This window comes from Bradyrhizobium sp. USDA 10063, from assembly GCF_054063735.1.
In genome coordinates this window covers 7661815-7679895 of the sequence record NZ_JBSSGP010000002.1, presented here as the reverse complement: position 1 = coordinate 7679895, position 18081 = coordinate 7661815, and the positions used below count along the sequence as shown (strand labels likewise).

General features: G+C 61.6%; 13 protein-coding genes and 4 pseudogenes. 3 read left to right on the top strand and 14 right to left on the bottom strand.

Annotated elements, in window-relative coordinates; all coding sequences use genetic code 11:
• Nucleotides 1–94 precede the first annotated feature (94 nt).
• The 5 genes and pseudogenes from ACVJGD_RS38050 to ACVJGD_RS38030 all read right to left on the bottom strand — a co-directional run.
• A pseudogene (locus tag ACVJGD_RS38050) lies at nt 95–916 on the bottom strand (replication initiator protein A); the annotation flags it as partial.
• Nucleotides 917–919: 3 nt separating this feature from the next.
• The gene (locus tag ACVJGD_RS38045) at nt 920–1198 is read right to left on the bottom strand and encodes a helix-turn-helix transcriptional regulator (protein WP_456639013.1); all 279 of its coding nucleotides are present in this window, start codon (nt 1196–1198) and stop codon (nt 920–922) included.
• 124 nt (nt 1199–1322) lie between these two features.
• Nucleotides 1323–1844: a DUF2285 domain-containing protein gene (locus ACVJGD_RS38040; protein WP_456639012.1), complete on the bottom strand. Its 522-nt coding sequence runs from the start codon at nt 1842–1844 to the stop codon at nt 1323–1325.
• A gap of 58 nt (nt 1845–1902) precedes the next feature.
• The gene (locus tag ACVJGD_RS38035) at nt 1903–2091 is read right to left on the bottom strand and encodes a transcriptional regulator domain-containing protein (RefSeq protein WP_456639011.1); all 189 of its coding nucleotides are present in this window, start codon (nt 2089–2091) and stop codon (nt 1903–1905) included.
• Between the two features lie 160 nt (nt 2092–2251).
• Nucleotides 2252–2530, bottom strand: a complete 279-nt coding sequence (locus ACVJGD_RS38030) for a DNA -binding domain-containing protein (RefSeq protein WP_456640501.1) — start codon at nt 2528–2530, stop codon at nt 2252–2254.
• A gap of 194 nt (nt 2531–2724) precedes the next feature.
• On the opposite strand from ACVJGD_RS38030, the gene ACVJGD_RS38025 reads away from it, so the two are divergent.
• A complete protein-coding gene (locus tag ACVJGD_RS38025) occupies nt 2725–2979 on the top strand; it encodes a helix-turn-helix domain-containing protein (protein WP_456639010.1) in 255 nt (84 codons plus the stop codon).
• A gap of 221 nt (nt 2980–3200) precedes the next feature.
• Here ACVJGD_RS38025 and ACVJGD_RS38020 read toward each other — a convergent pair whose 3' ends face one another.
• Entirely contained in the window at nt 3201–3521 is a 321-nt protein-coding gene (locus tag ACVJGD_RS38020; RefSeq protein ID WP_456639009.1) for a DUF736 domain-containing protein, read from the bottom strand.
• Nucleotides 3522–3903: 382 nt separating this feature from the next.
• Here ACVJGD_RS38020 and ACVJGD_RS38015 point away from each other — a divergent pair.
• Nucleotides 3904–4017: pseudogene (locus ACVJGD_RS38015) on the top strand (hypothetical protein); the annotation flags it as partial.
• Nucleotides 4018–4074: 57 nt separating this feature from the next.
• On the opposite strand, the gene ACVJGD_RS38010 reads toward ACVJGD_RS38015, so the two are convergent.
• From ACVJGD_RS38010 to ACVJGD_RS37980, 7 genes and pseudogenes are all read right to left on the bottom strand, one after another.
• Nucleotides 4075–4557, bottom strand: a complete 483-nt coding sequence (locus ACVJGD_RS38010) for a hypothetical protein (protein WP_456639008.1) — start codon at nt 4555–4557, stop codon at nt 4075–4077.
• Nucleotides 4558–4688: 131 nt separating this feature from the next.
• Complete coding sequence (locus ACVJGD_RS38005; protein ID WP_456639007.1) at nt 4689–5612, bottom strand: DUF2493 domain-containing protein; 924 nt, start codon at nt 5610–5612, stop codon at nt 4689–4691.
• Between the two features lie 337 nt (nt 5613–5949).
• Nucleotides 5950–7011 carry a DUF7146 domain-containing protein gene (locus ACVJGD_RS38000; RefSeq protein WP_456639006.1) on the bottom strand — a complete coding sequence of 354 codons (1062 nt, stop codon included), beginning with the start codon at nt 7009–7011 and terminating at the stop codon, nt 5950–5952.
• A pseudogene (locus ACVJGD_RS37995) lies at nt 7011–10875 on the bottom strand (strawberry notch C-terminal domain-containing protein). Before ACVJGD_RS37995 ends, ACVJGD_RS38000 begins: the two are co-directional and overlap by 1 nt.
• 175 nt (nt 10876–11050) lie before the next feature.
• A pseudogene (locus ACVJGD_RS37990) lies at nt 11051–12285 on the bottom strand (ParB/Srx family N-terminal domain-containing protein).
• Between the two features lie 119 nt (nt 12286–12404).
• Nucleotides 12405–13361, bottom strand: a complete 957-nt coding sequence (locus tag ACVJGD_RS37985; RefSeq protein WP_456639005.1) for an ArdC family protein — start codon at nt 13359–13361, stop codon at nt 12405–12407.
• Nucleotides 13362–13963: 602 nt separating this feature from the next.
• Nucleotides 13964–14146 carry a hypothetical protein gene (locus ACVJGD_RS37980; RefSeq protein WP_456639004.1) on the bottom strand — a complete coding sequence of 61 codons (183 nt, stop codon included), beginning with the start codon at nt 14144–14146 and terminating at the stop codon, nt 13964–13966.
• A gap of 443 nt (nt 14147–14589) precedes the next feature.
• Between ACVJGD_RS37980 and ACVJGD_RS37975 the strand changes: the two genes are divergently transcribed.
• Nucleotides 14590–15183, top strand: a complete 594-nt coding sequence (locus ACVJGD_RS37975) for a hypothetical protein (RefSeq protein ID WP_456639003.1) — start codon at nt 14590–14592, stop codon at nt 15181–15183.
• A 327-nt stretch (nt 15184–15510) separates the two neighbouring features.
• On the opposite strand, the gene ACVJGD_RS37970 is transcribed toward ACVJGD_RS37975, so the two are convergent.
• Nucleotides 15511–16926 carry a DUF4041 domain-containing protein gene (locus ACVJGD_RS37970; protein WP_456639002.1) on the bottom strand — a complete coding sequence of 472 codons (1416 nt, stop codon included), beginning with the start codon at nt 16924–16926 and terminating at the stop codon, nt 15511–15513.
• Nucleotides 16927–18081: the final 1155 nt, after the last annotated feature.

Below are 18081 nucleotides of genomic sequence, written 5' to 3'. Positions count from 1 at the left end.
CGTCCCTGGGAAAAGGGACACCAGCCCTGCGCGAAACAACTAAAATCGGCACGCGATCCGTTAGAAGGACTCCGAAGGATTCCAGGTTAGGAATGTTAGAGGACGAGCAACCGTTGGGGTCATGTGTGATGATAAGCCGATAGCCAGGCAGAGTCTGTTGGTGGACGATCTGACGCAGGTCGTACGCGAAGTGCTTGAGCGGCGATAAGCAACCTGACTTCGCATGGAGGTGTACCAGATCAAAACTCCAACCGCCTGTTTGGCGGTTGCCATGTTTGCGAACCAAACGATAGAGCCAGCGCTCCAATCCGTCGGTCAGATCGAAGTGGGCGCGGTCGATGGTCAGCACGAGCGCTTCGTTCAGAACGTCAGTGTAGAACCAATCGGGCAGGATCAGTTCGATCCCACGCGTATGGCCGAGCATATCTGCCGTCTCTTTCCACTCATTGATCCATGAGAAGCGAGGCCGTCGTCGTTTCATTGGCCGGCGGATCGACGTCATGACGGTCGTCGATTGCAGCCGGTCGAGCGCAGTCTTGAGGCAGTCGTAATTGCGTACGCTGGTGCGCCGACCGACGAAGGTCAGGATCTTGTAGGAAGTGGCTGCCATCAGCCGTGACGTTTTCAGACCGGCATCGCCGGCCTCGACAATTTGCGACGCGGCCCAGATCAATACGTCCGCGTCCCAGATCGTCGCCATGCCGTGTTTGGGCACGGCTTCGACGCGGATCGTGATGCTTCCTGCGCGGAAATCGATCGGGACAATTCGCGTGGACTTCGCCAGCGAAAAGAACGGAGAGGCCATCACGTCTTGTGCATCACGCAGCGCCAGATCGCCGGGAAGCGCACGAAAGAGAGCGAGTTCGTCGCGCTCCGAGCGACGCGGTCCGCGTGGCGAGGAGTTGCCGTCCAACATGGGTCAGCGCCGCTCCTTGCCGGCATACGGGATGGGTGTGGGCCGTTTGGCAGGCAAGACCGTGCCTATGCCGGGATCGCAGGTCGATGTCTTGGTGCCGCGGTCCACCCACGCTTTCAAATCTTCAAGGGCATAGACGACGCGGCCGCCGAGCTTGCGGTAGGTCGGCCCCGTGCCATACGTGCGATGCTTTTCCAACGTGCGGCTGGACAGGCCGAGAAAGCGCGCGGCTTCGGGCGTGCGCAAATATCGCGGCGGCAAGCCGGCGTTCGGATCGGGCATTTGCGAGCCTCCGTGCTTGTCTGGCGCGCGAGCGAGTTCTGTCGCGCGTCGACGGACACGATGGCGGAGTGGATGTGCTTAGGGGGATGCCGAAGATGCAGGGGTGATTTTCGGCACCCCTGCGTTAGTCCTTGTGAGAGAATGGACAAAGCAATGCCCGATAGCCGCCGCGCATCAGGGCCAAGCCTGCCTGCACCAAGCGGATGGTCCGGCTGCGCAGCTCGTGGGTCTTCCAGGCACGGTCAGGGATGCGGGTTCGGCCGAACAGCACCTCGGCGATGACACGGTACGAGGCGCCATCCATATGCCCATCGAGCGCGCGCAGCGCCAAGGCCAAGCGTTGGCGCCGCTGGGCCGAGAGTTGATGGAAAGCAGGTCCCGGTGACCTGCCGTTGATCGCGCGCCACAACCGATGCGAGGCGTGGGCGCGGATCGCAAAATCCGCATCGAGCGGCAGCTCGGCGGCATAACAAGCACCCGGCTGCGGCGCCTCTTTCAGCCACAGATGATGTTGCGCGCCTTGAATGCGCAAGACCGCATGCCAACCATCGGCGGCTTGTTGGATGCTGCCCGATGCCATCTCGGCCAGGGTTGGAGGTGCGCCAACCGCGTCCGAGCCGGACGCGCTCGGAACGATCGGCACCACCGTGGGCAACGCCTCGGGCGCCCAGAAGATCGGCTGCTGGTCAAAGGACCCATACGGGTCATGGGCGAAAGCAGACGCCCCATCTCCTGCGGAACTCAGGATCCACCGGCCCGCCGTTCGAAATCGCATCCTGGTAGTCGGCGCGATAGGTGGGACTGCGACGCAAGCTCTCCCAGGCGAAATCCGTCATCTCTCCCGTCTTGGCGCGTTGATAGGCCTCTGGTGAGCGCCAGTCGAACTCAGACATTGCTGTGATCTCCTCCCGTGGAGCGCATGCTGGGCAATGTCTATGAAGCGTCGGGCGACCAGGGAAGTCGCCAACTGCGCATCGCGTGATGCAGGCCGGCGATCACGCGACCAGCGGGAGAAATCTGTTCTCCACGGCGACTTCCAGATGACCGAATTTGCTATGTTGGCGCGCCGCCACGCAGCAAATGGCGGTAGCCGTGGTCTGCCATCCACTTTGCCCGCGCCACATGGCTGTCCAAGGCGTTGCGCGCGCGTTCGGGTTCGCGATCCGGATCGATATGCAGCACGATCCGTGCCACGTCCCGCCAATCGGCGCCGTCGGCCTCGGCGTCAAGCAGTCGCCAATAGGTCACCAGATGCTGCTCGTCATAGGACGTCAGCGTCGTGTCGGTGGGCGCCAAGTCCCCGACATCCGGATCAAGCGGCGGTGTCTGCATGAAATCCCGCAAGAACGAACCCATGTGCCAGCACCGCACGCTACGCGCGGCGAGCGTTTCCTAAAAGGCGCACGCTGGCCTCATATTGTCGCACGCGATCAGCGTGTTCCCATCGCGCAGCGCCTCCGCGGCCTGGCACGTTTGTCGAGAATACTCCGTGGTGAAATACACTTCAAGCAGATGCCCTCTCGGGCATGAAGATCCGCGAGGTCCTGGCGCTTAACTTGCGGAAGCTTCGGCAGGTGCAAGACCTGTCACAAGAGGAGCTGGCGCACCGCGCGGAGATCGATCGGACCTACATCAGCGCCCTCGAGCGGAGCGTCTATGCGGCCAGTATTGATGTGGTCGATCGCCTTGCAACAGTCCTCGGCGTCGAGGCAGCTGATCTTCTGAGGCGTCCTCAGCCACCGGCAGGCAAGCGAACAGGTCGAATCCCGACCAGCGGGTAACTTTGTCAGTCACGATTTCGGATCGCTGAGTGGCCCGCGCTAGAACTTCCTTCTTTACGATCGCAACGCGCGAGGTGCCAGCTGATTCGTTTTCGAGATTCGGCGCACTGCGGCAATGGTGGCCTTATCCATTGATTGATGCATCGCGACGCCGTCCTGCTATCGGTGCCAAAGAGAAGCCCCGCCCGAGCAGCTCGGGCGGGGCTTGGCGGAGGTGAGCCTCAATCGCCGTTCTTGCGCGGCCGCGACCAGAGGAGTGTATAGCCCTCGCCGGCTTCATCGTCGAACAGGTTCGCGTAGATCGGCGCGTTGAACGAGGGGTCGTCGAGCTTGAGCGAGAGGTAGTCGCGGCCCTCCTCGGAGCGCTTCGACCAGGCTGCTCCGATCTCGGCTCGGCCGACGTAGATACGGTGGCTGGGGGCGTTCTCGCTTGCGCGGTTAGGCTCGGCGACGATGCGGACCCCCCTGGCCTGCAGGCTGAGGGTGATGATCTCGCCCTGGAAATCGTTGCCGACCTTCTTGAAAGAACCGATGTTAGCCATGTCACTTCTCCTCTTGTGTTTCGAGCCCGCGACCACCGCGGCCTCGATGGCGATCAAAAGGCCGAAGACGATCGGCGACGCACCCGCTTCAAGGGCCGGAGCGCAGCGGAGGACGCCGTTGTGGCGACTTTCTTGCCTCGCGAGGAATGGGCGAAGCCCAGGGGAAGAAAGTCGCATCAACGGCGTTGTGGCTCAGACGATCGAGGCGAAGCCGGTCTTCGGCCAGATCAAGCCATCAACGAGGCCACGTGCGTCCGCGTGCTGAACCGCAATCTTAAGGAGAAGACGTGGCGTATCTCGGTTGTGCTGAACAAGGGGTCGGGACGATTCGGCGCAGAAAGAGAAACAATCTGCTGCAAAGGGCGGTATCGTCTCCGAAGCAATGACCAAGAGCGCGCCGCACCGTCGCGGCTACGTGGGACCTGCGAAAATGGCCGCGGCTTGGTCAAGGCACTCGGAGGAGGACTGCGCCCCTCCACGCTCAGGTCCCGATCATCCCTCGTTCAACGCGCCGATCTACGCGAACCTGTTCGACGATGAGGGCGGTGAACGGTCATCCCTCGCGCCTGGCGGCCGTAAGCATTGGTCGGGATGGATTCTGCATCACCCCAGCCGGCTCGAACGGGCGGGTCTCCGAAAAAACGGTCAAGCGCGTCCACGCCGTGCCGCCAATGCAAACCGCGCCCAGGGAAGCCAAGGCCTCACGCCAAGCCAGCGAAGGCATCCCGATCTGGGACAGTGCAGACACCACATGATAGCCAGCAACCGCGGCGGGAACAGCGAATGCGGTCGCGACAGCGACGCGCAAGGTCAAGGACCGAGTGACAGCGACGGTGGCCTGAGCGACGGCAAGCGTCAGCGTGCCCCCGGCCGTCCCTATAAGTAACGCGCCGACGACGACGGCGCCCCTCTGAAACGCCATCATCCCGACGTTGAGTGCGACGAAAAACGGCAGGGCATACACTGCAAGCGCGAAGATTGCCCAGCAGAACGAACCGACGCCGAGTGTGTTGAGAACAAGCCCAAGGGCGAGCATGGAGGTGGCTCCATGTGCATTAATTTAACAGCTGCGCCTTCCACCACCACCACGGCGCAACTTCGGATATAGAGTCGAAGCGAGGGCGGAGTTGCGGCGTATGCAACTCCGCCCTCGCGAGAGGACGGCGCTCACGCGCCGCCGAAGCTCCAAACCGGGATGCCGAGCCGCTTCGCCTTATCAGCGAGGTTGTCCTGGATTCCGGTGCCTGGGAAGTGCATGACGCCGATCGGCAGTAGTTCGAGCATGGCATCGTTGCGCTTGAACGGTGCCGCCTTGGCATGTTTCGTCCAGTCGGGCTTGAAGGCGATCTGAGGCACCTTGCGGTTGGCCGCCCATTTGGAGGCAATGAGTTCAGCTCCTTTCGGTGAGCCGCCATGAAGCAGGACCATGTCGGCATGCTTGGCGTGAACCTTGTCAAGGCGATCCCAAATGAGGTGATGATCATTGAAGTCGAGCCCGCCGGTGAGTGCGATCTTCGGTCCCGCCGGCAACATGACCTCGGTCTCGGCGCGGCGCTTGGCCGCAATGAAATCGCGGGAGTCGATCATCGCTGCGGTCAGCGTGCGATGGTTCACCAGCGATCCCGATCGAGGGCGCCAGGATGAGCCGGTGTGTGTCTCAAAGCGCTCGATGGCCTGGTCGCGGAAGAGCTCCAGGCAGTTGCGGCGCTCAATCAGTGTGATGCCTTCGGCCGTCAGGCGTTCGAGTTCGACCGATCGTACTTCGGAGCCGTTCTGCTCGCGCTGGCTCTTCTGCTGCGCCTGTTCGTTGTCGTCGAGTTGGCGTTCGATGCGGTCGACGGCACGATGGAACAGGTTGACCGTCGACCAGAGCAGATCGTCGAGGTCCGACTCAAGCCGCGTGTCCTTCAGGGTTGCAACGAGGGCGTCGAAGATATCGGCGACGGCGCCCGCGATCATCGTGCCTTCGGGAAGCGGACGTGGATCGGGCTGGTCGTCGAAGGGGCGATAGCCGAAGAGCTGCAATTCGGTGAGAACGTGGTCGAACGGAGAAGAGGCGTGCGGCGGTTCGATGTCGTCATGGTCGGTCATCGGGGAGGTCCTTTGCCGGATCGGCCGCGCCATCGCGGCCTTCGTGGCGATCATTCAGACGGCGGGCGGAGCGGGCCAGAACTCGGAGCGGAGCGGAGGGCCAAAGCGCAGCGGAGGATGGCGAAGGCCGGCTATTTTGCTTCGCGATGCAAAGCGCGCTCGCCAGATGGCTAATATGTCTTCTCATCGCCGGCGCGCGGCGGAAAATAGCCGGACGCAGCCATTGCCGGCCCGCACCCGCTTGCCGTCCGATCGCCCTCTAGAAGGCCGAGGTCGCGTCCTCTTCCGGCATTGGCCTCGCCGCGACCGACCTGTCGACCACGATCGAGCACCGTAGCTATTCCGCGGTTACCGTCGACGAACGCAGGAAACGGACGACGTCCTCCGGCACGAGTTGAAGCCGCAAGGCTGCTCGGAGGGCATCGAGGCCGAAGATGTGAAGATCTTCGTTGAAATCGCCCAGCCGGGGCGACAGAGCGATCGCTTCAACGCCGACGGCTTCCGCACGCTGGGTGAGGATAGCCTGTACGGCATCTCCGGCGGCATCGGCGTCGCGGGCAATGTAGAGCCGCCGCAGGCCAGACGGTAGCAACATCGCTGAGAGGTGATTGGCCGAAAGCGCAGCGGTCATCGGCAAGGTCGGCAGTATGCAACGCAGCGACAGCATGGTCTCGATACCCTCGCCGGCAGCGAGCACGTCGTCCACCACGCCGAAGCGAACGGCGTTGCCGAGTAGGTCGCCGAGGGCCCGTCGTGGCGTGTCGATCGGGGCCTTGCCGAGCCGTACGCGATCAAAGCCGTCTGGATCGAGCCAGGTGCGGTGCACGCCGGTGATCCGTTCATCGAGGTCCGTGACGGAGGCAATCATCGCCGGCCAGGTTTCGGTCGGCAAATGCTCGTCTGGCCGATAGTAGCAACGTGGGTGGAAACGGAGGCTGCCACCATGGTGGATGTTGGCTATTCCGCGGCGCTGCAAATACGTTTCAACCACCGTCCCCTCGATCGGACCGGAAATAGCAAACAGCCGTCGGGCGGCTTCCTGCGATCCGGTCGACACTGCTGAACGAACGGGTTTCGGGGTCAGTTGCCGCTCAAGACGAGGCAACTTCAGAAATCGCCTCGCCTCCTCTGCGAGCTCGCGGAAATCGCGCAAGCCCAGGCTTTCGCGGATGATGTCGAGAAGATCGCCATGTTCCCCGGTCGCAGCATCGGTCCACTTGCCGGCGGGGCCCTTCGGTGATTCCTGGAGCCGCACAAATAGCGAGCGGCCCGGCGTGTTGTGAACGTCGCCGACTAGCCAGTACCGCCCCTCCCGCTTGCCATTGGAGAGATAGTGTCGGCACACAGCCTCGGCCTCGCGCGCAAGGCGTCGTGCCAGTTCGGAGGCGTCGCGTGGCATCACGCGGCCTCCCGCTCGTCGATGCGCGCAACCGGATAGCTGTCGAGCACCCTCGACAGGATCTCGACGCCGCTTGCGTCCGTGGGCACGAACATGCGCAGCTTCCAGGAGATGATCTCCCCAAACAGGCCATAAGCCCTGAGGCGATCGCGCATCGTGTCGTTGAATCCCGACAGTTCGATGCGGTATGCGCCCATCACCCGGACAGGGCGAAGCTGGAGTCCCTCCGCGAGGTCGAGGACGGTGCGTCCTTCCATCAGCGCGACAAAGGCAGCGTCCGACGTCCGCGCGGGCGCGTCCGTCGCAAGGACGTTTGCGACCCACGCGGCAGAAACCTTGCGGCCGATGATGCGCTCGCCTTTGTCTGTTTGAAGCCGATAGACGCGAGTCGATTCGTTCGGTAGCCGCTTCCAGATTGGGAGCAGCAAGCCCGCCACGACGTGGATCGTGCTTTCCGTGAACTCGGGCACCTCGGCCAGCTCCGTCAGCCAGGCCGCGGAGAAGCGTTTACGGTCCGCTTCGACCCAATGGCTTTCCACCATCATGCTCAAAGGGACCCTGTGCTGCTCCGTCGGCCGGATCAGGCGGACGCGCCGCTCAATCTCGCCGTCGTCAAGCATGACGCTCGGCGTCGGGACCTGCACGGCGGCTCGTCCCGAGCGCTCATTGATCAGCAGGATAGCGTTGCGATCGGAGACACGAGCAAGAGCGTCATCCAGACCCACAGGATGGTTGCGCTGGCGCTGCGTGATCGTGATCAGCCGAGTTTCGGCACCGGTGCCCGGATGGACATAGATCGTCCGCCGGTCGGTGACGACAAAGCTTTCGGCGCGGAGCGTTTCCAGCCCGACGTCGTAGGTGCCGGATGCATCCGCGCCCTCGATCCGGGCGGACAAGAGCTGCTCGAAGGTAGTGAACAGGACATTCTGTAGGTCGATGGTGAGAGCGAGCAGCCTGTTCAGGAAGGTCGTGATCGGCGGCAGGTCATCCCTGAGCCCATTGGCATCCGTCAACTTCAGGCCGGTCGCATCCTCGAACCTCTCGAGCGAGCAGCCGTCGACCTTGCCTCGAGCCAGCAGCGTGTAGAGTTGACGCAACGCGTCGTGCCCATACTGGCTTTCGAGATTGTCGTCGGGCCGGAACAGGCCCTGTTCTCCGGTCTGGCGCTGGCCGCGGGTGATGGCGCCTAACGTATCGAGCCGGCGGGCAATGGCGCCGAGAAAGCGCTTTTCCGCCTTCACGTCGGTGGCGATTGGCCGAAACAACGGTGGCTGGGCCTGGTTGGTCCGGTTCGTGCGGTCGAGGCCCTGGATCGCGGCGTCGGCCTTCCAGCCGGGCTCGAGCAGGTAGTGGACCCGCAAGCGGCGATTCCGGGCCGACAGTTCGGCATGGTAGCTCCGGCCCGTCCCGCCCGCGTCGGAGAACACGAGGATACGCTTGAGATTATCCATGAAGGCCGAGGTCTCAGCGAGGTTGGCTGAACCAGCTCGATTTTCGACCACCAACCGGTCCCCCTTGCGAACGACGCGGCGCGAGCGACCGGTCACCTCGGCGACCATATCGGCGCCGAAGCGCTGCACGACCTGATCCATCGCGCCAGGTACCGGCGATAGTGATGCGAGCTTCTCGATGAGGCGGTCGCGACGTGCGGCGACGGCTTCCCGGCTCACGACCGGCTGGCCATCACGATAGACAGGCCGGGAGCAGAGGTTGCCCTCCGAGTCGGTAAAGGGCTCATAGAGCTGGAGCGGGAAGGAATGGGCGAGATAGAGTAAGCGGGCCCGAATAGAGTTTGAGCGCCTTGAGATCGCGCGCCAGCACCTCCATCGTCGCGCCGCCACCCTCCTCGATCGCTTCGACGAACTCGGCACGAGTGGCGAACGGGAAGTCGGCGCCGCCCCAAAGGCCGAGGCGTTGGGCATAACCGAGATTTTGGACCGTGGTGGCGCCCGTCGCCGACACATAAACCACGCGAGCATTCGGCAAAGCGTGCTGGAACCTCAGGCCTGCGCGTCGCTGCTGGGAGGCCGCCTGGTCGTTGCGCTCGCCCTTGCCCCCGACCGCATTCTGCATGGCGTGGCTCTCGTCGAAGTCGGAGCCCAACCATTCAATGATCTGCCTGACACGCGAAAGCTTTTCGCCGCGTTCGTCGGTGCGCAGCGTGGCATAGGTGGTAAATAGGATGCCTTCCGAAAGACGGATGGGCGTGCCCTGGCGAAAGGGTGATTGCCGCGTTACAAGCAATCGCTCCATGCCAAGCGCGGACCAGTCGCGCTGCGAATCTTCGATCAGCTTGCTGATCCACACCGCACGATGCCGGCCCTTGAGCCAATTGTCGAGCAAGATGCCGGCAACCTGCCGTCCCTTGCCCGCGCCAGTACCGTCGCCCAAAAACCAGCCGCGGCCGACATTCTCTGCGTCGTCGCGCGCGGCGGCCACAACATCAAACGCCGCGTCGACCGTCCAGGAGCCCGCCAGGAATTCGGAATGGGCTTCGCCAGCATAAATGATGCTCTCGAGCTGGGCGTCCGACAGAACTCCATCTGCCGGCCGGGTCGAAGGCAGGTGCGGACGATAGGAGGGCCTCGGTGGCGCAACGGACCCCCTCCCCGCGGACTGCACGAGCTTGGTCGGATGTGCGCAAGATCCGGAAATACGGATCAACTGCAATCCGTACTCCTCATAGAGCGCATTGGTGAGGCGGGCGCCTTCCGGCGGCGACCACTCGACCGTCTCGTACGTAAGTTCTACAGCTTTTGGCCCGACACCTCCTGAAGTGGAGGATGGGCGTGGTGCAACGGTGCCGCTCGATCGCGACATTGTAGGACGCCAGACTGCGTCGATCACGACCGGCGTCGAGACGGGCGACCTCGGAGGCACATGCTGGCTCACCCAGTCAAGCAGGGTGACGACATCGCCTGCCATGCCAGGCGACGCGGGAAAAGCCTTCGAGTCTGCCGCGGGCAGCTTGTCGATTACAAGCAGCCTTGTGTCGGTTTGTGTTCCGTGCGTCGCGTAGACGGCGCCGTCGATGGCGCTAGAAAACACGACCCGCCCTCGTTCCTGGAGGCGAGCAAAGGTGTCGATCCATGCCGGGCTATCCGGTGCAAGGTTCTCGCCGACGTTGGCGACGGGACGACCGCCGTCGCAAAGGCGTGCCAAGGCTGACGCGATGTGCCGGAGAGCCGCGTCCGCCATCCGTCGATCGACATTCGCCACCGCCGAGAACGGCGGGTTCATCAGGACTACGCTCGGTGCGACGCTCGCATCGAGGTGATCATCGATCTGCGCGGCGTCGAACCGCGTGACCTTAACGTTGGCAAGCAGCGCCGCGCGGGCCTCGGCCAACTCGTTCAGCATCAGAGCGCCGCCGGCGAGCTCGGCAAAAATGGCGAGCAAGCCTGTTCCCGCAGAAGGCTCCAGAACGCGATCGGTAGGCATAATGTCGGCTGCGGTGCATGCGGCCAGCCCGAGCGGGATCGGCGTTGAGAATTGCTGAAACGCCTGACTGTCCTCGGAACGCCGCGTATGGGTCGGCAGACAGCTCACGATTTTCGCGAGCATTGGCAGCATCGCGGCCGTCGAGCCAGCCTTGGCGCGCATGGCCAGACCGAACTTGCGAAGGAAAAGAACTGTTGTCGCCTCGCAGACGTCATAGGCGGTCTTCCAGTTCCAGACGCCGGCCGTGTCCGAGGCACCGAAGGCAGCCTCCATGGCGCTACGCAGGACGGCGGCATCGATGCGTCGGCGCCGCTCCAGATCGATCAAGAGCTGTCGCGCGGCCCTGACGGTGGCCGAGGTGAGACTTGCAGCGGCACGCATCGAGAGAGGAGCGGCGGCGCCGCCGGCGAGAGATTCGGTCATGGCAGGATTTCTCGGGAGAGCAGGAAGGGGTCGAACCGCCCGGCGCTCTCCTTACGACCGCGGCGATTCAAACCCTTCCCGGTCCGGCTCTGCCTCTCAGTCGTCGCCAATAAAAAGGAGACCGGCGCTGTGCACCGGTCCCAAAAACTGGAGCCATCCCGCTCTGTGATGTCACTCAAGCCGCGTCGAGTTGTTGCGGATCGTCGTCGCTGGCGTTCTCCCGATCTCGTCGCCGGCCAGGAATTCGGGCAATGGGCCCGCCTCACCCTCCTCTTCCGCTGCCGACGCGGTAGAATCGAGCAGACGTAGCGGCTCCGGAAACCAGCCCGAACAATCGAGAAGGCGCTCGGCCTCCTTGGCCATGTCGGTCTTCTTGAGGTGGTCGATCGGTTGCACGGAGGATTCCCCTCTTGCTTCCCGCACCGCCTCCAAAATGCGAGGCTTGGTGACCCGACCGAGATAGTTGTCGACGGTCGGTCTCCAGCCAGCCTCCACCATGTCGAGCCCGACCGCCCGCGCCAGCACATCGGCCAGGTCGAGCCGCGTCGGACGCCGTGGGCGGGGCCGCGGCCCTGATTGTAGCGGTTGGCCGGTTCATAGAGGGCGTTGACCGCAAATGACGGACAATGAGCGAACAGGGATGCCTGTGCGGCGCCGTCGAGGGCTGTGAGTGCATCCCATAGATCTTTCTCGGCCTTGGACAGTCGTGCTTTCCAGTTCTCATGCCGCGCCTCGACGGCCTTCGCAGACGCGCTTTCTCTTAACCCAGGAGCTGGTAAAAAGCCGTCAGCACGAAGTTGTGCAGCACCGCCTGGAACGCGATCGCGGGGTTTTCTGCCAGCGCATCCCGCAATGCCAGCGTGCGATATGCTGTCAGCTCGGTGATCAGCCGATCCAGCAGAGGTTTGGTCGCGTCCTCATCATCTTCTTCGGCATCAGCAGCGCTACCTGCGACCGCGATAACCGTGCGCTGGACGGAAGCACCGGTCGCCTGCCGCTCAATCGACTGTGTAGCGGCACCCCGCCCAACATCAGGATCGACTGCGGGCATGTCGTCCTCCGATCGGATATAACCCCGGTCCACCGAGAGGCGTCCTTCCGAATCGATGCTGACGGTCGCAAACGACGCAAGGAACAGCTTGCGTCTTCGCCATGCGCTTTTGCTTCACAAGCAGTTCCGAGGGCGCGAAAGCGCCTGCCGCCTGCAGGCACTTCGAACATGCCGGTCTCGTTCCCCTCGACGTCAACGACGGCCCGAACGTTGAGGCTCTGTAGTAGAGCACGCTGCGCGACACTCTCGGCGAGTTGCTCGATCGAAATTCCCGCCTTCACATGACGGACATTGGATTGGCTCAGCACCAGCTTGTTGAACGGAATGTCGCGCGAGGGCGACAGGGTGATCTTTTGGATAGCCTCGTCATGTCGATTTTCCGCGACGGGCGGCCGAGAGCCTCTTTCTCCGCCTCCGACCCGTCGCGGAAAACCACCCTGCCCTCTCACTCTCTTACCCGCGGTGGCCGAGAAGAACCTCACGCCGCTTCCTGCTCCGCTCTCTCCGTCGTCATGTCGACTACGGTTTCCGACAAAAAGCCAAGGAGATAATCCGCAACCTTGCTGGCCTGCGAAGCAGCGCGCACAATCGCGCGATTGTCCTCTCGCAGCACTTCAAGCCAGGAGCCGATATAGTCGGCGTGCCGCACTGTCGGCACAATACCGAGCGAGGCGCAACCGAATGCGGACGATATCTCCGCGATCAATTCTTCGAAGGCATACTTCTTGCTGCCATAGCTGCCCGACAAGTCGCGGTTTAGACGTGATGCGTGGCCGCTGGCATGTGCCAACTCATGTAAGGCCGTTCGGTGCCAGTTGATCGGCTCGAAATAGGCTTGCGGTGGCGGCACCTGCACGTAATCTTCCGCCGGAACATAGAAGGCGCGGTTGCCACCAATGCGGAAGTCGATCCCGGTCGCCTTGATCAGGTATTCGACTTTTGGCTCGATCAGGCCTGGTGGCGGAGGCGGCGCTGTCGTTGCGACGTCCGAAGGCAAGTCGTCGCACTGATCAGTGTTGAAGACCGTGAAGCGCTTGAGGAATGGGATGGCCTGCGCTTCGTCGCCTGTTTCGCTCGCGCGCCGCTTTTCGTCAACTGGTACAAAGCGGTCGGCATAGACAACAGTAGTCCCGCGCTCGCCCTTGCGGACGTGACCACCGAGCGACAGCGCCTGGCGGAAGGTAAGCCAGCTCTGACCTGTGAATGCGCGTTCGGTAGCAGCCCCCCAGAGGATTAGAACGTTGACGCCGCTGTATTGACGGCCGGTTGCGGCGCTTTTCGGCATGGCCAAAGAAGCCTTCGCCGCCGCGGTACCCCAGGGCTGCACCCACGGCACTCGGCCGGCCTCAAGTTCGCCGATAATCTTGTTGGTGATTTCGTCATAAAGGCTTGTCCGGTCATCACCGGTGCGCGCCCGAAGATAGTGTCTGGACATCGCGGGTCTCCGCGACGGGCGCCGCGAGCCTCTCTCGCAGCCAGTAACCCGTCACGGCAAAACCCGGCCGACACTCTATACTCTGAGCCGCTTTCGCGAGGAATCGACGCCGTGTGACCACGCGGCGGCGTGCTTCGGCTGCGAGAGCCCTGCTTGGCCGTCGCCACACGCACACAAGTGAGAGAATGCGAAATCTGCGACGCGGCCCGCCTTCCCTCCGATTCTTCATGGACTTGACCCTTGAGGTGCCTAGGGCCGCAGGCCCCGATCAGGCGTGCGCCAACGGCGCGTCGCCTCAACGGAAAATGGCACGCGCAGGAGCGTGAGCAAAGCGACGCCGAAGGCGGCACGCGGGACCGAGTGCAGCGACGAGACCGGTTAAGAGGGTACCCGGGAACGGGGCAGTGATAGCAACGCCGGCATGCTCTATAACGGCGGGCCCCCTTTCCCGAGTGCCCCCGGCGAGGAGCTCCGCACTCTTTGGGCGAGGGATCGACGCCGCACGGCCGAGACACCGCGCGGCTCGGTTCACGAGAGCCCGTTGCGGCATTGCCCGCACGCGCGCAAGCGAAACAACTCCGCTAAGACTTGAGTCGGAGGATCTAGATTTCCTCACGCGCATTCGTCTGCGCGTCATAGATCCTGATCCGAAGCATGGGAAAACGTTTCTTTAGTTCTTCTCCACCTGCCCTGGCGCCGTCTCTGGTTGCAAATTCGGCTTTGAGTCGGCCGTCCACTTCAAGCGCGTAACCGGAGGCCGGCAGTTCACGGGAGGCTGCAACCATTTCATTTCCATTGTGCAGTTAGGTGGCTGGGAATGATCGGGTAGCGTGAGTCGCCCAGACCGCGCTAGAGCCACCTGCGTAAATGCGTTGATCGGCCATCGTACCTTGTGGATTGACGCCTCGGATCATCAAGGATGGGCATTTGCGTCGTCCGAACAGGCGGACAGCTTTCCGCGCGGATGCATGCACGATACAGCCCACGGGTCGACGTAGCTGCCGTTCCAGAGTCCCTGGCCCGCGCCCTCAGCCTCGCGCTGAGCTTCGTGATATCTGCCCTTCGAGTATTGGGGCCAATCCAGCGCGAGACCGTTGTGCTCGCGCCGCTTCCATTCCGGACACCAGCTGAAACATCCCGGCCGCAACTTCATCCCGGATCATCCGTGGCGTTGCATCCGGGTGCCGGAATGCGGCGAGAACTTCCGCGGTCTGGATATTGAGCACTGATGCCGCGACACCATCTTGCGCCTGGACGCGACGAGGGCTACGAGCGGCAAGGACCGAAGAAGGCTCATGCGTGGTGCGACAACGTCATTGTCGCTATGAACCAACAACTCCTGGAAGTGGTGCAAGCTAAGAACCAGAATGTGATCGCCTGCCCTGATGGCATCTTCCAAGGCGGCGGCCTCCTTTCGGATGGAAGGGTCTTTGGACTGAAGCTCGCGCACAAGGTTCCCAAGATGGGAGCAGTCCAGCGCCAGGAATTTTGCGCGCTTAAGAGCGCCGTGATCGCGCGGGCCCGGTTGCCGCAACTAAAGCCGTCGTCACGCGGCCTGCCTTGTGACCAGAACGCGCTGGCTGGCCACATTCATCGTGCCTGTCCCATAGAGAATGTGGGTTGTCACGCACTCAATGAGGTAGCCGCGCTTCTTGGATACGAAAGCATGAATCCAGTCATGCGCGTCGCGGTGAAATACCGTGTCCTCGGCACACTGGACAATAAGACGGTTCAGCGCGGAAACACCCGCGCGATTCAACCGCCGCCGCCGATACCGGAAGCCGAAGCACGCCGCGCTCAACGCCGTGCGCCAAAAACCTGATAGAAGGTGCCCTGGTCCGCTGAGTTTACCGAACCGATAGTGCTGCCGAACGGCAGACAGCTGGTCACCCTTCGCGATGCCGCCGACTACATTACCGGGCTACCGGCAAAAGAATCCGGCCGCAGCGCCTGATCGCTAGCCCTCGGTCAACCTCGACATTTGGCGAACTTGGGGATCAGGCCCTTGCCCCTCACCGGATTGATGAGTGCCGCAGCTAAGTTGCACGGGGCCCTTCCGCGACGATATCCGCCTAACGATGCCTGATGGTCCTGTTGCATCGCTCTCGGTGCCTTGCACGACCTCCGCGCTCGCAGTTGCCGGATTATCCTAGATGGCAATTGGCCTGCTCGCATTCTGCGCGAGCCTAAGCGTCTGGCGATACTCCAGAGCTTCCGCCGTCTCATCAAACTGCAATAATTCGCCCGCCAACCCAGTGAGGTGCGCTTTTGCTTCCTCGGCTGTCACATGGAAAAACTCCCGGCGGTGATTGATAGCATTCACTCGGACGTCTGCCAATCGATCGTGCATGGCTGATTCAATTCCAACTGCGTCCTTCGAAAAGAACAACGCATGGACATCGAAATTGAACGGTACTGACGCATCACTCAATTCGCGAATGCGATCCATCGGATCCAGTCGCCGCGTCATTCCGATTTTCACCATCTTCTCTCCGAAGGAGCCGATGTTAGAGATCACGTAGACATATCCGGCCCGAATGTTTGCGGCTCTGAAGTCGACATCTTCCATCGCTTTCGCGACTTCGTTAAGATGTTCTCTCACTCGGTTGGCACCTGTTTCGTCGCCTTTCGCTATCAAGGCATCCAGAGCATTTTCATAGTGCTGCCGCTCCTTCTCCAGCTTAGCCCGCTCGCGTTCCATTTCCTGTTGTGCCTTGCGTTCTTCGCGCATCCGCTCACGCTCTTGACGCTCAACCTGCTTTTCTTCGGCCTGCTTCTGAAGGTAGTCGGACGTAAGCTTGATTTCGTCGGTCCTCAATTGGAAATAACTTGGGGAAATTTGTATCTGCATTGTTTTGCCAAGTCGTCGAATGGTTTCCTCTACCTTTCGCAAACGATCAATTGCACTTTCCTGCTTGTAGGGCTTGAGCGCGCGGATGATTGCGTCGACCTCGGCATTGAAGGCGCGCAACATAAGTTTTGATATTTCACGCACCATCTTCTTCCCCTCGGACTGAGAACCGTTTACCTCCCAATTTGTGGCACACTGTATCGCGCCGCCGTCAGACTTGACGGCGACCTTGATGGCGTCGTGGAGCCGCTTCAACGCGCTTTCGTAGCCAACGACCTCCCTTAAGGGATGATTGTATTCATAGATGCCGGCTTCCTGAAGAAGAGCGATCTCGCGCGTCTCGACTATCGTTTGTCGAGCGTCGGATATTTGCTTTTGCAACACGGCACGCTCTTGCTCGATTGATGCGCGCTCAGACGCAAGACGCTTAGTCAGCGCGTCAACTTCGCTGGCTAAATCTGCGCGCTTCACTTCTAGCTCGGCGACCGGCAGCACCCCCAACTCGCCCATCTGAGATTTGAGCCGTTCATTCTCCGCTTGAATCTCCTTCGCGTCTCTAACGAGGTCTTGCGCGATGTCGGCTAGTCTGTCGGTCTTCGCTTTCTCAGTCGCGAGTTGTTGGCTGAGCGCTTCAATCTTTTCCTGAAGGCCACGCGCAAATTTGCGCGCGCCCCACCATGGAATGGTTTTGCTGACGTAAGGCTTTTCTGACAAGACCCCTCCAAATCGCTTTTGGACAAAATATTCGCACGAACGATCCGCTGTTTGAGATAGCAAGAGATAGTAAAAGTCCGCCCCACCGATTCGGTACAAATATCTGCTTGCGCGTGTCCCCAATCGCGGTGAAAGGCGGATAAAGACAAGCCGATAGGCCATTGACCGCCTGACAGCCCCTTCCGGCAGGACCGACACTCACTTGAGCGAAGCCACGAGCTTTCACAGCGTGGTATCCCGCTGCCGGCGGATTGCGTCCGCGGCGGCTTGCGCGGGTCTTGCAGCGATTGCACTCGACCTTTGGCGCGTCTTGCCGTTCCATCACCAGGACCTCGGTCAACCAAGCAATTTGTCGAGCCCTTGTGCCGCCGGCGCGCCTTCGGTTGGATGTCCGGGCGAACACTGAGGCGAGCATGTGCAATCCCTACTCAATCACCACCAAGCCGAGCCGGATTTTAGTTCAGCCGTTGATGACCTTGAGCGAGGTGCTCTCTCTGCGCTTACTCCGTGCAGTTTGTACTCCAACTGCCTATTAAGGAGCAGCAAAGCCTTAATTGCGCTGCGCAGATCACCGTTACAGGCGGCGACGACCTCTCACATCCTGCTCGTACTCGTCGAGATAGTCGTTGGTATCTGCCGGTAACATGCGAGCAACATCCAAGCAGAAATTGGCCACTGCGAGGATACAGCCGGGAGTTGTCCCCACCATTCACAGGACGCGATTTGCAGCCAGCGATTTCGCTCACAAGGCGATAAACTCAGTCGTTTATGGAGGGGCGCATGGTGGACGTATACTTAAGCACTAAACGTGATCTGCTCGTTGTGAAGAAAGGATTTCCAATGCCGCCTGTTGGAGCACAGGGGCAATGGCGCAAGAGCAGGAAGAAGGTTACCAGACTCAGTGATGAGATTAATTCGGCGCTTCAGAGGCAGGGATACTACGTACGGAAGCTGAAGGACTTGCACGGTCAGGGGCACTAGCTTGGGAGCGATCAGTTCGCGATATTTTTTTGGTTCGCACTGAGCAAGGGCCGCTCAGCGACGGCCTTCGCCGCGATCTGAACTTTCGCTGGGCAAGCAGAAGCCTTCCCCTTCGAGGTATGGCACCCGGACCGTCGATAGAGCGCAGACGATCACTCATGCTACTTAACCGCG

Excerpts from the sequence above, each read along its gene's own strand:
- ACVJGD_RS38010 (WP_456639008.1), bottom strand. The coding sequence starts at position 4,557 with ATGCTCGCCCTTGGGCTTGTTCTCAACACACTCGGCGTCGGTTCGTTC.
- ACVJGD_RS37985 (WP_456639005.1), bottom strand. The coding sequence starts at position 13,361 with ATGTCCAGACACTATCTTCGGGCGCGCACCGGTGATGACCGGACAAGC.
- ACVJGD_RS38000 (WP_456639006.1), bottom strand. The coding sequence starts at position 7,011 with ATGCCACGCGACGCCTCCGAACTGGCACGACGCCTTGCGCGCGAGGCC.
- ACVJGD_RS38020 (WP_456639009.1), bottom strand. The coding sequence starts at position 3,521 with ATGGCTAACATCGGTTCTTTCAAGAAGGTCGGCAACGATTTCCAGGGC.
- ACVJGD_RS38035 (WP_456639011.1), bottom strand. The coding sequence starts at position 2,091 with ATGTCTGAGTTCGACTGGCGCTCACCAGAGGCCTATCAACGCGCCAAG.
- ACVJGD_RS38005 (WP_456639007.1), bottom strand. The coding sequence starts at position 5,612 with ATGACCGACCATGACGACATCGAACCGCCGCACGCCTCTTCTCCGTTC.
- ACVJGD_RS37975 (WP_456639003.1), top strand. The coding sequence starts at position 14,590 with ATGCCGCGACACCATCTTGCGCCTGGACGCGACGAGGGCTACGAGCGG.
- ACVJGD_RS38025 (WP_456639010.1), top strand. The coding sequence starts at position 2,725 with ATGAAGATCCGCGAGGTCCTGGCGCTTAACTTGCGGAAGCTTCGGCAG.
- ACVJGD_RS38045 (WP_456639013.1), bottom strand. The coding sequence starts at position 1,198 with ATGCCCGATCCGAACGCCGGCTTGCCGCCGCGATATTTGCGCACGCCC.
- ACVJGD_RS37980 (WP_456639004.1), bottom strand. The coding sequence starts at position 14,146 with ATGGTTGCAGCCTCCCGTGAACTGCCGGCCTCCGGTTACGCGCTTGAA.
- ACVJGD_RS38030 (WP_456640501.1), bottom strand. The coding sequence starts at position 2,530 with ATGCAGACACCGCCGCTTGATCCGGATGTCGGGGACTTGGCGCCCACC.